Genomic DNA, 14,327 nt, shown 5'->3' with positions numbered 1-14,327 from the left:
CAAGATGGAAAAAATCCGCTTCCAGGTGTACCGCTATAATCCCGATGTGGATGATAAGCCGTACATGAAAGATTATGAACTCGAAATTGAACCGACTGATGTAAAGCTGTTGGATGCGCTGATTAAACTTAAAGCGCAGGATGACAGTTTATCATTCCGCCGTTCCTGCCGCGAAGGTATTTGCGGTTCTGACGGTATGAACATTAATGGTAAAAATGGTCTGGCATGTCTGACCGATATTCGCAGTCTGAAACAGCCGATAGTGTTAAAACCGTTACCTGCTTTGCCGGTTATCCGTGACCTGATTGTCGATTTTACTCAGTTCTTCAATCAATATCATTCAATTAAACCCTATGTGATCAATGATACAGCTGCTCCGACACGTGAACGTTTGCAGTCACAGGCTGAGCGTAAAGAGCTGGATGGTTTATATGAATGTATTCTGTGTGCCTGCTGTTCTACTTCATGTCCTTCTTTCTGGTGGAATCCTGACAAGTTTGTTGGTCCTTCAGGTTTGTTGAATGCTTACCGCTTTATTGCCGATACTCGTGATACGCGCACCAATGAACGTCTGGACAATCTGAATGATCCTTACCGTCTGTTCCGTTGTCATACGATCATGAACTGTGTGGATGTTTGCCCTAAACATCTGAATCCGACACGTGCTATCGGTAAGATTAAAGATTTAATGTTGAGAAGAGCTATCTGATGCAGGATTTTGATGATAATGCCAAACGTCGCATACGCTGGCTAACCCGACGCGGTTTACTGGAACTGGATATTATTCTTGGTCGGTTTATGACACATGCTTTTGATCAGTTATCTAACGAAGAGTTAGCTGTGTTTGTGGCGTTAATGGATTTGCCTGATCCGGAAATTCTGGCGTTAATCAATCAGTCTGAGGGTTGTACTGACTCTGAATTTGAGTCTGTTCTGGCTAAAATCAGGCAGGCTCAGTAGCTGTAAATACCTGGCTTTTGTTAATGTATTTAAGTTTAGTTTATTTAAATAGAAAAATTGAAAATTAAGGAGTTGGAGATGACTAAGAAAGCTATACTGAGCATTGAGGGGCAAGAGCCTTTTGAGATGCCGGTTTTGTCTGGCAGTTTGGGTCCGGATGTAGTGGACATTCGTAAACTGTATGGTGAGACCGGGAGATTTATGTTTGATCCCGGGTTTACTTCAACCGCATCCTGCGAATCCAAAATCACTTTCATTGATGGTGAAAAGGGGCAGTTATATTATCGGGGATATCCGATTGAGCAACTGGCTGAACACAGTGATTATCTGGAAACATGCTATCTGCTCATATATGGTGAATTACCTGATGCAGTCGAAAAACAGAAATTTGAACTAGGTGTTTTGCGCCATAATATGGTGCATGAACAATTAACCTGGTTTTTCAGGGGTTTTCGTCGTGATGCTCATCCGATGTCAATGATGGTCGGGGTGGTAGGTGCACTGGCTGCATTCTATCAGGATAGTTTGGATATCAATAATCCTGAACACCGCCGAATTGCGGAATACCGCATGATTGCCAAGATTCCGACTCTCGCAGCTATGTGTTACCGCTACTCAAAAGGATTGCCATTTAATTATCCGCGGAACAATCTGACTTATACCGGTAATTTCCTGCATATGATGTTTGCTAAACCAACTGAGGATTATGTTGTTAATCCTGTGCTGGAACGTGCTTTAGACCGGATTTTCATTTTGCATGCGGATCATGAGCAGAATGCATCTACTTCTACAGTACGCATTGCCGGCTCTTCCGGAGCTAATCCGTTTGCATGTATTGCTGCCGGCATTGCTTGCTTGTGGGGACCTGCTCATGGTGGTGCCAATGAAGCAGTATTGAAAATGCTGGATGAAATTGGTGATGTGTCCCGTGTTGAAGAATTTATTCAGGGAGTTAAAGAAAAGCGTTATCGTCTGATGGGTTTTGGACATCGCGTGTACAAAAATATGGATCCGCGTGCCAAAATCATGAAGCAGACATGTGATGAAGTGTTAAAGGAACTGGGATTGCATGATAGTCCTAAATTCAAGCTGGCAATGGCTCTGGAAAAAATTGCGCTTGAAGATCCTTATTTTGTTGAACGCAAGCTTTATCCGAACGTTGATTTTTACTCCGGTATTGTGCTGAGTGCTTTAGGTATTCCGGTAACTATGTTTACCGTGCTGTTTGCACTGGCACGCACAGTAGGCTGGGTATCACACTGGCACGAAATGATAGCTGATCCGAATCAGAAAATCGGTCGCCCGCGTCAGCTGTATACAGGATCCGGTCGGCGCGATTATCTCTCGGTGGATAAACGCTAGTTATTTATGTATTCAGGCAGCTTTATTGCTGCCTGAAGCATACTGATGCTTCATCACCATGCTTATGCGTGGTGATCTGGAATCGGTATGTTGATATGCGGTAATCTGGAATCGGCAATCGATTCTTTATTGGTAGGGGATAGTGATATTCCTGTTTTATTAGTTTGAGGTAAAAAGGATTTTTACCATGATGGAAGAACAAACCAATCTTTCTTATTTATATGGTGCCAATGCTCCTTACATTGAGGAGCTTTACGAGAGCTACCTAAAGGATCGTGATTCAGTTGACGAATACTGGAAAGATTATTTTGACAAAGTAGCTGCATTACCGGGCTATGTTGCCAAGGATATACCGCAATTACCGATTCAGGAATCTTTTGTTAATCTGTCCAGACAGCATGCTGCTACTCAGGGTAGTGTTGATTTAAATGTATTGCAAAAGCAGGTATCAGTATTAAATCTGATGAACGCTTATCGTATTCTCGGTGCGCGTAATGCAAATCTGGATCCGTTAAAACGCCGTCCTAAAGAATATCTGGCTGAACTTGACCCGGCACAATACGGGCTGACTACGGCAGATATGTCTACTAAATTTTATACCGGTAGCGATTTTGGAAGCAGTCCTAAACTGCCTTTATCTGAAATTATTAACCGCCTGGATCAGACTTATTGCGGCACCGTGGGTGTGGAGTATATGCACATTACCCGGCCAGATGAACGTAATTGGGTACAGGAGCGGGTGGAAAAAGATTTATCAGTTTCCAGTTATACGCCTGAGCATAAACGTCGCATTCTGAAGCAACTGACTGCGGCTGAAACACTTGAACGCTATTTGCACACCCGTTATGTCGGTCAGAAACGCTTTTCGCTTGAAGGTGGTGAAAGTACAATTGTTGCCCTTGATTATCTGATTCAGCACTGTGGTAGTCAGGGTGTTGAAGAAGTTATGATTGGTATGGCTCATCGCGGCCGCCTGAATGTGCTGGTAAATATTCTGGGTAAAGAGCCCCGTGATTTATTCAGCGAATTTGAAGGTAAATATACAACTACTCTGCCAAGTGGTGATGTGAAATACCATATGGGTTTCACTTCTGATCTGGCTACCGGTAACGGTCCTTTACATGTTTCACTGGCTTTCAATCCTTCTCATCTGGAAATTGTTAACCCTGTTGTCGAAGGGGCAGTACGTGCGCGGCAGAAACGCCGTGGTGAATCTGGTCGTAATGCGGTATTGCCGGTATTGATTCATGGTGATTCTGCATTTATTGGTCTGGGTGTCAATCAGGCTAATTTCAATCTGTCACAAACCCGCGGCTATACTACTGGCGGTACTATCCATATTGTCATCAATAATCAGATTGGTTTTACGACTTCTGATTTACGTGATACCCGTTCTACGGTTTACTGCACAGATCTGGCTAAAATGGTTGATGCGCCGATTTTCCATGTGAACGGTGATGATCCTGAAGCAGTTAGCTATGTAATGGGTCTGGCAATGGATTACCGTAAGTCTTTCGGTAAAGACGTGGTGGTGGATATTGTCTGCTTCCGTAAATTGGGTCACAACGAAGGTGATGATCCGATGCTGACTCAGCCAATGATGTATAACAAAATTCATCAGCATCCGGGCACCCGTTCTCTGTATTCTGATCGTCTGGTGAGTGAAAATGTTATTACCAAAGAACAGGCTGAAGGGCTGATTCAGGCTTACCGTGATGCACTGGATAAAGGTGAGCATGTTGAGCAGACTACTCTGACTGATTATAACCATAAGTATGCAGTAGACTGGACACCTTATATGGGTACCCACTGGAATCATCCGGTTGAAACCGGTATTCCTGCTGCCGATATTAAACGTCTTGCTGAAAAATTTACTGCATTGCCGGAAGGGTTTACTCCGCATAATACGGTGAAAAAAATGCTGGCCAGTCGTATGGCGATGGCAGAAGGTACGCAGCCGGTAGACTGGGGTATGGCAGAAACTTTGGCTTATGCCAGTCTGGTGACTAATGGTAATGGTGTACGCATTTCCGGCGAGGACTCCGGTCGTGGTACTTTCTCACACCGTCATGCAGTACTGCACGATCAGAAACGTGAAAAAAGTGATGCCGGTGCTTATGTACCATTGCGTAATCTGAGCGAAAATCAGGCTTCTTTCTTAGTAATTGATTCTATTCTGAATGAAGAAGCTGTATTGGCTTATGAATACGGATTTGCCTGCAGTGCGCCAGACCAGCTGGTTATCTGGGAAGGGCAGTTTGGCGATTTTGCCAATGGTGCTCAGGTTGCCATTGACCAGTTTGTCACTTCCGGTGAAACCAAATGGGGACGTTTATGCGGTCTGACGGTCATTCTACCGCATGGTTATGATGGTCAGGGTCCGGAACACTCTTCTGGTCGTCTGGAACGCTGGCTGCAATTATGCTCTGAAGAAAATATTCAGGTTGTAATGCCGTCTGAGGCTTCTCAGATGTTCCACCTGCTGCGCCGTCAGGTATTACGTCCATACCGTAAACCACTGGTAATCTTCATGTCTAAACGTCTGCTGCGCTTTAATGAATCCATGAGCCAGCTCAGTGACTTTACTGAAGGCCACACTTTCCGCCCGGTTATCGGCGATCAGGTTGAAGGTAATGAAAATAGTGTTAAGCGTGTGATTTTGTGTGCCGGACAGGTTTACTACGATATCAATAAAGCACGTCTTGAACGTGATCTGGGTAAAGACATTGCGATTATTCGCGTAGAACAGTTATATCCGTTCCCGTACGAACAGCTAGCTGCTGAACTGAGCCGTTATCCTAATGCAACTGAAATTCTTTGGGCTCAGGAAGAACCGAGAAATCAGGGTGCCTGGTTCCAGATTCGTCATCGCATTGAAAAGATTGCTGGTAGCAAGCAAAAGGTTATTTTTGCAGGCCGTCCGGCTAGTGCCTCACCAGCAGTGGGTTACATGAGTAAACACGTTGCCCAGCTTAAACAGCTGGTTGATGATGCGTTGGACTTGAAGTAATCCGAATCTGTTATGAATAACTGGCCACTGTAGTGGTGGCCGATACCCTTTTTTAGGAGTAATCCATGATTATTGATGTAACCGTTCCTATGCTTCCGGAAAGTGTGACCGAAGCTACCCTGATGACCTGGAATAAAAAAGTGGGTGATTTCGTACAGCGTGACGAAAACCTGATTGACCTGGAAACAGATAAAGTTGTACTGGAATTACCGGCTCAGCAGGCAGGTAAACTAGTTGAAATCATTGAAGCAGATGGTGCTACCGTAACTGCCGGTCAGTTACTGGCAAAAATTGATACTTCAGCTACTGCTGAAGCCGCAGCTCCGGCAGCAGCCGCTGCTGAAACTGCTCCGGCAGCTGCTGCAACTCAGGCTGCCGCTCCGGCTAATCAGTCTCAGGCTGGTGTTGCAATGCCTGCTGCTGCCAAACTGGCTGCAGAAAAAGGTGTGAATACTGCTAATATTCAGGGCTCAGGCCGTGACGGACGTGTACTTAAAGAGGATGTTGCCGCTGCTGCTTCAGCTTTGGCTGCTGCTCCGGTTATGGCAACCAGCAAAGCCTCTGCACCTTCTACAGCCGGCGAACGTGTGGAACAGCGTGTACCTATGTCACGTCTGCGTTCTCGTGTTGCTGAGCGCTTATTACAGTCACAGCACGAAAATGCTATTCTGACAACATTTAATGAAGTGAACATGAAACCGGTTATGGATTTACGTAACCGTTATAAAGAACAGTTCCAGAAAGAGTATGGCGTTAAACTGGGCTTTATGTCTTTCTTTGTTAAAGCAGCTGTTGCCGCATTGAAAAAATATCCGGTTGTTAATGCTTCTATTGATGGTACTGATGTTGTATATCATGGTTATTTTGATATTGGTATCGCGATTGGCAGCCCGCGCGGTTTGGTAGTACCGATTCTGCGTGATGCAGATCAGATGAGTATTGCCGATATCGAACAGGCTATTCATGATTATGCAGTTAAAGCGAAAGACGGCAAGCTGGCACTTGAAGACCTGACTGGTGGTACCTTCAGTATTACTAATGGCGGGACTTTCGGTTCTATGATGTCTACACCGATTATTAATCCGCCTCAATCTGCCATTTTAGGCATGCATGCTACTAAAGAACGTGCTGTAGTAGAAAATGGTCAGGTTGTTGTACGTCCGATGATGTATCTGGCTCTTTCTTACGACCACCGTTTGATTGATGGCCGTGAAGCCGTACTGACTCTGGTAGCAATTAAGGATGCTCTTGAAGATCCTGCTCGTCTGCTGCTTGAACTGTAAGCAAATAAACTGGCTGCTATAGTTAGTATTTTTATCTGGCAGGCAATATTAACAACCGTAATGATGGCAGCCACACATTATCAAATGACGTTTGTGCCGCATTACGGTTTATTTTATCAGTCAGATATATTTATGATTGAAAGGAATTTTAATGTCTCAATTTGACGTTGTGGTAATTGGTGCAGGTCCTGGTGGCTATGTCGCTGCTATTCGTGCTGCTGAACTGGGTTTTAAAACTGCTTGTATTGATGCCGGCTTGAATAAACAGGGTGATGCACCGGCATTGGGCGGTACCTGTCTGAATGTTGGCTGTATTCCTTCTAAAGCTTTATTACAGACCAGTGAAAATTACCATGCAGCGCAAACTGAATTTGCCGAACATGGTATTGATGTTCAGGTTAAAGGCTTTGATGCCAGAAAAATGATTGAACGTAAAGATGCCATTGTAAGTAAACTGACTAATGGTATCGGTTTTCTGTTTAAAAAAGATAAAGTAGAAAGTATTTTTGGCCGGGGTTCTCTGCAAGGGCAGGCTGATGGTTTATGGCAGATTGAAGTTGATACTAATGGTAACAAGCAACAGATAACTGCCAAACATGTAATTGTGGCGACAGGATCTTTACCTCGCCCGCTGTCTTTAACTGAAATTGACAATGTTAATGTACTGGATAATGAAGGTGCGCTGAATCTGGAAGCGGTACCAGCTAAACTGGGCATGATTGGTTCCGGTGTTATCGGGCTTGAAATGGGTTCTGTTTGGAATCGTCTCGGTTCTGAGGTGACTATTCTGGAAGCAATGCCGTCCTTCCTTGCTGCAGCTGATCAGCAGGTGGCGAAGGAAGCTTTCAAAATTTTCACTAAAGAACAAGGTCTTAATATTCAGCTTGGCGTAATGGTTAATGAAATTGTTAAAGGTGAAAACAATGTCACTGTTAAATATACAGTTGACGGTGAAGAAAAAACTGAAACTTTTGATAAACTGGTTATTGCTATCGGCCGTGTTCCCAATACTAACGGTCTGAATGCTGAAGGTGTTGGTCTGCAGAAAGATGAACGTGGCTTTATTGTCGTTGATGATGAATGCCGCACCAGTTTGCCAAATGTCTGGGCAATTGGTGACGTGGTTCGTGGTCCGATGCTGGCACATAAAGCTTCTGCTGAAGGCGTGGCTGTGGCTGAACGTATTGCCGGTCAGAAACCTTTTGTAGATATGAACACTATTCCTGCGGCTATGTATACTCATCCGGAAATTGCATGGGTTGGTCAGACTGAAGAACAACTAAGAGCTGCCGGTGTAAAATACAAAAAAGGTCAGTCCAACTTTGCTGCCAATGGTCGCGCCCTGGGTATGGGTCAGGCTAAAGGGTTTGTGAAAATTTTGGCTGATGCAGATACTGATCGTGTACTGGGTGTGCATATTATTGGACCTGTTGCATCAGAACTGATTGCCGAAGCAGTTATGGCAATGGATTTCAAAGCTTCCAGTGAAGATATTACCCGTATTGTTCACGCTCATCCGACTTTATCTGAAGTGACTCATGAAGCAGCATCTTCAGTTAAATAAAATTTAAATAAATATCTATAATCAACCCGTAATCTTTCCTTTAGATTACGGGTTTTTAAATAATTATTTATATAGTTTGATTTATCTGATTGTATCTAATTATTTTTTTTATGGTCTTTTATTTTAATTTACTGTAATATTCAAAATTTTAAACCTATTTATATTTGAATAAATAATGTCGGAGGGATATATGGCAAAAAATTACAGCGTTTTTCATGTAGAAGAACCATTTAATGAGCTGTCTGCTGGGGCAATGGCTCAGAAAGATTATTTTTATTATAATCAGCTAAGAACATGGAAATTTAAAGATGAGCTTTTTCCTTTTAATGATTTGCATGTAAAAAAATATGATGTTCGCGATGGAAGTGACTGGGATACTGTATTAAAACCGCGTATCAAACAACGTCTAGATCAAGCAGATAACATAATTTTAATTTTAAGTGAAAATACTTTTCAGTCCAGATGCTTAAAAGCAGAATTAGAGTATGGCATCGGACATCTTAAACTACCTGTTATCGTAATATATGCCGACATAACTGATAAAAAGCATATGAAGGTAGAGGGAAAAAAAGATATGAGTTTTAAAGTTCACTATTTTTTAAATAAATTACCCGTTTTTAAGCAATTAAAATCTCAGGTACCAGTTTTACATGTTCCGCTTGATAAAGAAATGGTAGCTAAAGCTCTGAAAAAAAATAATTTTGTTAAAAATACTCATCTACAACCAAATAATTATATGTTAAATGATTAAAATATTATTTAATTATTCCTGCCAGTGTTTTTTCACTTTATCAAGTGCTCTGCGATCGCGTTTAGTAGGTCTGCCGTCAGGATATGCGGCAGTTATCTGACTCGCCTGATTCAAAGCTTTAATGTCTTCACGTTTAGCGATGCTGCTGCTGTCTTCGCTGTAAAGTAAACGGGCTTCAGGAGCGGGACGGCGCATATGATTTAATCTTTTTACCTGAATTTTATAAGGCAGAGAATTAAGAGTTAAATCAATAGTATCACCAACCTGTACATTTTTACTGTTTTTGACTTTTGCACCATTAACCTGAACTCTTCCAAGTTCAATATGCTTTTGTGCTAGAGCGCGGGTTTTAAAGAATCTTGCTGCCCAGAGCCATTTATCCAGACGCATTGCTACTGTGCTGATATTGTTGCTTTTATTCATATAATTTATATATTCCTGTTTGTAATCTTTATTTATTTTAGTTGCTGATAATTGTTGGATTAAATGATTTAGCTTATTTAAAGCAGATTTTGCGCGAAATGTATCATTTTAATCCGGGTTAACAGAAATTTTGTCGGTTATATTGAAAACCTGACGTAAATAAGCCAGAAAAGTGCTGTTATCTGTCATGGTTTTACCCGGCGAATCCGATATTTTGGCCACAGACTGACCATTACATTCAACAAGTTTTAATACGATATTCAACGGGGTTAAACCCATATCATTGGTAAAATTGGTGCCGATACCAAAGCTGGTTTTAAAACGGCTGTTAAAATGAATATATAAGTCCCATGCGCGTTGTAAATCCAGACTGTCGCTGAAAGTCAGCATTTTGGTGCGGGTATCTATTTTGAGTTTCTGATAATGGGCATAAGCTTTTTCACCCCAGATATACGGATCACCGCTATCATGGCGCAGTCCATCAAATAATTTGGCAAAATACAGATCAAAATCACACAAAAATGCATCCATGCCGACTACATCTGTTAAGGCAATACCCAAATCACCACGATACTCATGTACCCAAGCTTCCAGTGCCGCTTTCTGAAAATCACGTAACCGGACATCTAAGGCCTGAAAAGCCTGCAAAAATTCATGAGCCATAGTGCCAATCGGAATCAGATTGAGTTCTTTGGCGATATGTACGTTGCTGGTTCCTCTGAAAACGCCGGGAGCCGCCTCATGAAGGGTTTTAATCACATGCTTTTGCCATGAATAACGATAACGCCTCCGGGTGCCAAAATCGGAAACAACAAAAGGAGAGTTGTAATGATGCTGTTCATTAGCATAGTGATGAATCAGTTCGGCCTTTGCTTGCAGACGACGCTCTCCCTCTGCCAGTATTTCCGGAGATTCCAGCCGATGAAAGTACAATTCGTTAACAATAGACAGCACAAATATTTCGAAAAACATCGCCTGAATAATCGGTCCTTCAATGCGGATATTCAGGTATTGATTATCATCTACAGATGTTTTGATAAAACGCCGTTTTAGTTGAAACAGCTCCATATAGTCGACGAAATCACTTTTAATAAAGCGTAGGCTGCGCAAATATTGCAATTCATCTTCAGTGAATTTCATCTGGCATAGCCGGTCAAGCTCCCAGTCAAGTTCTTCTAAAATTTCACCAAGCGGGTAGGCTGTTTCATGATTGTTACGGCAACGAAACTCATAGACACCGGTTGCCTGAGGGAATTGATGCAATACTACCTGAAGCATGGTGAATTTATATAAATCTGTATCCAGTAAAGACTGAATAATGGGCGGACGGTTGGTATCTATGGTCATATTGCTGGAGCAATTCATAAAAGTAATTAATATGTACTATGCAGAAATATATGTACTGAATTCTGTTTCAGAATTGTTACAGAATTTTTATCCGCATTTCAAAATTTGAGCTCGTTCATTAACAACCCTTCATCTGTTCAAATCAAACCTTTCAGCTCCTGTTTTCATTTAAGAAAAGGATTTTATCTGTATAGCTGTAATCGTTACTCGGTTGCTGAGCAGTTCATCTGAATAACTGTAACATGATTTATTATTACAGTTGCGTTGCTTGAATATAATTTACTATCAATATTGTTTGTTACTCCTGATTTGCTTTGAATTTACTTAGATTGTTATTCCGCTTAATTTCATGTTCAGCTGAGATTTAATACTGTTTACTATTGAAAAGCTTTTTATTAGTTAGCGATTGCTGGCATTTGCAGATGTGCCCGTGCAAAAGCAATGGGTTTATCTGACTGAGCCTGCCACATAGTTGCAGTAACATGTGAAATGCGCTTTCCGGCATGCATAATTTCACATTGTGCATAACTGTCTACAGGTTTACCGCTTAATAAATAATCCGTTGAGTAGTCAATAATCTGGGCAGATTCTTGCAGGTTTTGCTGCTCCATCAGATATAAGCTGATACAACTCTGTAAAAAGCCGCCAATCAGCCCCCCATGCAGTGCAGGCAGGAAAATGTTACCAATATTTTGTCTGGCAAAAGGCAAGCTGTACAGACGTTTATTAAGACTATCCGTACCAATTTGCAGATTGATTGATGCACAGTACGGTATACGCTGATGAGCTTGAATAGTTAGCTGTTCATCCAGTTGAAAAATTGTTGGGTTCATTTTGCCTGCTCCTGTTGCAGATACGCCTGTAATGCTTGCTGTTCTACTTGGGTTAATGGGTTATGAATAAAAGTAGACATTCCCAGTGCAAATGGCCGGGTTTCATCATTTTGAAAGCAGTGGCTGCGGATAAAGGCAATTGGACCTTCCTGCCGGTAACAGTGTGCACGTACATGTATAGGCTGATCAGGCACTGGCTGCATCAGATAATCTATGCGCATATCCAGTGTAGCAGTCGTTTCAAACTGTTGAAACAATGCTGCTAATGTACATGCGGAAGCCATATCTACCAGAGTAGTAATGACCCCGCCATGAATATTGCCGGTTTTCGGACTTTCCAGCAATTCGTCGCGCCAGTCTACCGAAATAACAGGTTCATCAGAACTACTGTCACCGTAGATTTTTAACCAGCGGCAATGCGGAATATTTAAGTAATGATTAAACAGAGTTTGAAATAATACAGGGTTAGCAGGCATAAGATTATCCTGATTGGAATATTAACTGTTATATTATGGTTTTTTACAGTTATTGTCACTAGAATGCTGGTTTATTAATCAATTCTTGATTGTTGCCGGATTCGATACCGGCAGTCTGGATAGAAATCGGATCTCCGGTACTATGCTGGGTAATAAATACAAGCCCTTCTTTGGCCAGTTCCAGTAATGCTATGAAGGTGGTGACAACCAATGCCATACTGTCGTTATGCTTAAAGAGTTCCGTGAAATAACAGTGCTGCCGAGTTTGCAGGAAGCGCAGGACAACGGTCATCTGAGCCCGTACTGATAATGTTTCTTTGACCACATTATGGCTACGATTGTGCTGAGAGCGGGCAAGAATCGCCAGCCATGCCCGGGTTAAATCAGCTACTTGTACATGCGGTGGTTGTGTTACGGCTACCAGTTCAACTGGTAACCATGCCCAGCCGAAATCACGTCCGGCACGGGGTAAAGCATCCAGTCCGGCTGCAGCCAGCTTCATTTGCTCATAGGCAAGCAGACGGCGAACCAATTCAGCACGCGGATCGGCTACTTCTTCTTCGCTGGCGGGCGGAGCAGGGAGAAGTAAACGGGTTTTAATTTCAATCAACACCGCAGCCATTAGCAAATATTCAGCGGTTAAATCCAGCTCATGCTGTTGCATCTGATGAATATAGGATAAATACTGCTCTGTAACAGTAAGCATGGGAATATCCAGTACATCAATATTTTGCTTACGAATCAGATACAGTAATAAATCCAGCGGACCTTCAAAGCTTTGTAATACCACTTGAAGTGCATCCGGGGGAATAAACAGATCCTGTGGAATTTCAGTAACAGGCTGCCCGAAAAGCATAGCAACAGTTTTATCCGCTATACTTTCTTTACTCATGTTATGGTTCAGTGTTTGCACAGATATTCCAGACAAGCCTGAGCACAGCGCAAACCGAAGCTGGCTGTTACTACCATAGAGGCACCATAACCGGCGCAGGAAAGACCTTGCGGAGTAGTTTGTTCTGTTAGGCAGATACCGGACTGAGGAGGAGTTATAGTTTCGCTGGAATAAATACAGGGGATGTGCATTTTATCTGCCGGCTGACGGCTAAAACCATAGTATTTACGCAATGTATAACGCATATTTGCCAGCATGCGGTCATGGGTTACTCTGCTTAAATCAGCGCATTGAATCAAACCGGCATCTTTCTGTCCGCCTGCTCCACCGGAAACAATAAAAGGCTGGTTTCGGGAGGTAAAAAATGCAGCCATAGCCGCTTTTACGCGTACCTGATCAATTGCATCTATTACGAAATCAAACGGCTGGCTGAATATATGTTCGATATTATCTGCTTCCACAAAATCTTCAATGCAGGTAACCTGACAATCTGGATTAATATCAACAATACGTTCGGCCAGAGCTTCGACTTTGGGCTTGCCAATCAGGCTGATTAAGGCCGGAAGCTGGCGATTGATATTTGATTCGGCTACATTATCCAGATCAATCAGGGTTATATAACCAACACCACTTCGTGCCAGAGCTTCTACTGCCCATGAGCCGACGCCGCCCACTCCGACTATACACACATGAGCCGAGGCAAAACGCTGAAGACAATCTTCACCGTACAATCTGGCAATGCCGCCGAAGCGACGTTGATAATTTGCAGAAAAAGTGAGTATTTGCGACACGTAAATTAAATCCGTAAAGCTGTTTTAGGCAGGTAGTGGTATTATACTGTATCTGCCAAGTGATTCGAATTGCTAAAAAGATAGGAGGGTTTCATGTATAGACATTTACTGGTAGCGGTAGATGGCAGCCATACTTCAGAAAATGCCTTAGATCATGCTATTGGTCTGGCTAAGGGGGAGGATGCAGAATTAACTGTCGTGAATGTTGCCAATCCGACTGAATATATGGCTTTGGCTCCTGAATTTCTGCAACATGAAAGTTATGAAGCTGCTGCGTTGTCAGAAGGCAATACTGTACTGGATGCAGCAATCGAAAAAGCTAAAGCAGCTTTACCGGAGACTAAAGTTCATCGGCATCTGCTGATTGCCAATAAAGGGGCAAAAGAAATGGCTCAGATGCTGGTTGATTATGCTGACGAGCAAGGTAGCGATCTGATTATTCTCGGTACTCACGGACGCAGTGGTCTGATGCATTTATTAATGGGCAGCTTTGCTGAAACCGTTATGCGTGAAACCAATCTGCCTCTACTGATTATTCGCAGTGAATCCAAAAATGAAGGTTAAATAATTTGATTTTATACATTAAGTATAAAGTCTCAGATGAAAATAAAGCTGAATCCGTATCAAATCGGATT

Annotated in this window: 14 protein-coding genes; 8 read left to right on the top strand and 6 right to left on the bottom strand. The window is 42.5% G+C overall.

The genetic code is table 11. The annotated features are described in order from the left end of the window. Positions 1-4: 4 nt before the first annotated feature. The 7 genes from GY065_RS07095 (at position 5) to GY065_RS07065 (ending at position 8,930) form a co-directional block, all read left to right on the top strand. Positions 5-709 carry a succinate dehydrogenase iron-sulfur subunit gene (locus GY065_RS07095; RefSeq protein ID WP_025330883.1) on the top strand — a complete coding sequence of 235 codons (705 nt, stop codon included), beginning with the start codon at positions 5-7 and terminating at the stop codon, positions 707-709. Then, positions 709-960: a succinate dehydrogenase assembly factor 2 gene (locus GY065_RS07090; RefSeq protein ID WP_078475763.1), complete on the top strand. Its 252-nt coding sequence runs from the start codon at positions 709-711 to the stop codon at positions 958-960. Before GY065_RS07095 ends, GY065_RS07090 begins: the two co-directional genes overlap by 1 nt. Positions 961-1,038: 78 nt before the next feature. After that, the gene (gltA, locus tag GY065_RS07085; RefSeq protein WP_174833602.1) at positions 1,039-2,322 is read left to right on the top strand and encodes a citrate synthase; all 1,284 of its coding nucleotides are present in this window, start codon (positions 1,039-1,041) and stop codon (positions 2,320-2,322) included. 187 nt (positions 2,323-2,509) lie between these two features. Next, on the top strand, positions 2,510-5,332 hold the full coding sequence (locus GY065_RS07080; protein ID WP_174833601.1) for a 2-oxoglutarate dehydrogenase E1 component: 2,823 nt from the start codon (positions 2,510-2,512) through the stop codon (positions 5,330-5,332). Between the two features lie 65 nt (positions 5,333-5,397). Beyond that, positions 5,398-6,615 carry a 2-oxoglutarate dehydrogenase complex dihydrolipoyllysine-residue succinyltransferase gene (gene odhB / locus GY065_RS07075; protein WP_174833600.1) on the top strand — a complete coding sequence of 406 codons (1,218 nt, stop codon included), beginning with the start codon at positions 5,398-5,400 and terminating at the stop codon, positions 6,613-6,615. 151 nt (positions 6,616-6,766) lie between these two features. Continuing rightward, positions 6,767-8,179 (top strand): dihydrolipoyl dehydrogenase, encoded by a 1,413-nt coding sequence (gene lpdA / locus GY065_RS07070; protein ID WP_174833599.1) that lies wholly within the window; start codon positions 6,767-6,769, stop codon positions 8,177-8,179. A 190-nt stretch (positions 8,180-8,369) separates the two neighbouring features. Continuing rightward, positions 8,370-8,930, top strand: a complete 561-nt coding sequence (locus GY065_RS07065; protein ID WP_037476461.1) for a TIR domain-containing protein — start codon at positions 8,370-8,372, stop codon at positions 8,928-8,930. 12 nt (positions 8,931-8,942) lie between these two features. Here the strand turns inward: GY065_RS07065 and GY065_RS07060 are convergent, their stop codons facing one another. The 6 genes from GY065_RS07060 to GY065_RS07035 all read right to left on the bottom strand — a co-directional run bounded on the left by GY065_RS07060 (position 8,943) and on the right by GY065_RS07035 (position 13,683). After that, on the bottom strand, positions 8,943-9,353 hold the full coding sequence (locus GY065_RS07060) for an RNA-binding S4 domain-containing protein (RefSeq protein WP_174833598.1): 411 nt from the start codon (positions 9,351-9,353) through the stop codon (positions 8,943-8,945). 108 nt (positions 9,354-9,461) lie between these two features. Further along, a complete protein-coding gene (gene pncB, locus GY065_RS07055; RefSeq protein WP_174833597.1) occupies positions 9,462-10,700 on the bottom strand; it encodes a nicotinate phosphoribosyltransferase in 1,239 nt (412 codons plus the stop codon). Between the two features lie 395 nt (positions 10,701-11,095). Further along, a complete protein-coding gene (locus GY065_RS07050) occupies positions 11,096-11,533 on the bottom strand; it encodes a PaaI family thioesterase (protein ID WP_174833596.1) in 438 nt (145 codons plus the stop codon). Further along, positions 11,530-12,009 carry a PaaI family thioesterase gene (locus tag GY065_RS07045; protein ID WP_174833595.1) on the bottom strand — a complete coding sequence of 160 codons (480 nt, stop codon included), beginning with the start codon at positions 12,007-12,009 and terminating at the stop codon, positions 11,530-11,532. Before GY065_RS07045 ends, GY065_RS07050 begins: the two co-directional genes overlap by 4 nt. A gap of 58 nt (positions 12,010-12,067) precedes the next feature. Next, positions 12,068-12,901 (bottom strand): ScpA family protein, encoded by an 834-nt coding sequence (locus tag GY065_RS07040; protein WP_174833641.1) that lies wholly within the window; start codon positions 12,899-12,901, stop codon positions 12,068-12,070. Between the two features lie 8 nt (positions 12,902-12,909). Continuing rightward, positions 12,910-13,683, bottom strand: coding sequence for a ThiF family adenylyltransferase (locus GY065_RS07035; protein WP_174833640.1), 774 nt, complete (start codon positions 13,681-13,683; stop codon positions 12,910-12,912). Positions 13,684-13,785: 102 nt separating this feature from the next. On the opposite strand from GY065_RS07035, the gene GY065_RS07030 reads away from it, so the two are divergent. Further along, complete coding sequence (locus GY065_RS07030; RefSeq protein WP_174833594.1) at positions 13,786-14,256, top strand: universal stress protein; 471 nt, start codon at positions 13,786-13,788, stop codon at positions 14,254-14,256. Positions 14,257-14,327: the final 71 nt, after the last annotated feature.

Source organism: Snodgrassella sp. ESL0323 (assembly GCF_013346865.1).
Classification (GTDB): Bacteria; Pseudomonadota; Gammaproteobacteria; order Burkholderiales; family Neisseriaceae; genus Snodgrassella; species Snodgrassella alvi.
This window is presented reverse-complemented; position numbering and strand designations above follow the sequence as displayed.

Coding starts and splice junctions, on each gene's coding strand:
- GY065_RS07095 (WP_025330883.1), top strand. CDS start 5: ATGGAAAAAATCCGCTTCCAGGTGTACCGCTATAATCCCGATGTGGAT.
- GY065_RS07090 (WP_078475763.1), top strand. CDS start 709: ATGCAGGATTTTGATGATAATGCCAAACGTCGCATACGCTGGCTAACC.
- gltA (WP_174833602.1), top strand. CDS start 1,039: ATGACTAAGAAAGCTATACTGAGCATTGAGGGGCAAGAGCCTTTTGAG.
- GY065_RS07080 (WP_174833601.1), top strand. CDS start 2,510: ATGATGGAAGAACAAACCAATCTTTCTTATTTATATGGTGCCAATGCT.
- odhB (WP_174833600.1), top strand. CDS start 5,398: ATGATTATTGATGTAACCGTTCCTATGCTTCCGGAAAGTGTGACCGAA.
- lpdA (WP_174833599.1), top strand. CDS start 6,767: ATGTCTCAATTTGACGTTGTGGTAATTGGTGCAGGTCCTGGTGGCTAT.
- GY065_RS07065 (WP_037476461.1), top strand. CDS start 8,370: ATGGCAAAAAATTACAGCGTTTTTCATGTAGAAGAACCATTTAATGAG.
- GY065_RS07060 (WP_174833598.1), bottom strand. CDS start 9,353: ATGAATAAAAGCAACAATATCAGCACAGTAGCAATGCGTCTGGATAAA.
- pncB (WP_174833597.1), bottom strand. CDS start 10,700: ATGACCATAGATACCAACCGTCCGCCCATTATTCAGTCTTTACTGGAT.
- GY065_RS07050 (WP_174833596.1), bottom strand. CDS start 11,533: ATGAACCCAACAATTTTTCAACTGGATGAACAGCTAACTATTCAAGCT.
- GY065_RS07045 (WP_174833595.1), bottom strand. CDS start 12,009: ATGCCTGCTAACCCTGTATTATTTCAAACTCTGTTTAATCATTACTTA.
- GY065_RS07040 (WP_174833641.1), bottom strand. CDS start 12,901: ATGAGTAAAGAAAGTATAGCGGATAAAACTGTTGCTATGCTTTTCGGG.
- GY065_RS07030 (WP_174833594.1), top strand. CDS start 13,786: ATGTATAGACATTTACTGGTAGCGGTAGATGGCAGCCATACTTCAGAA.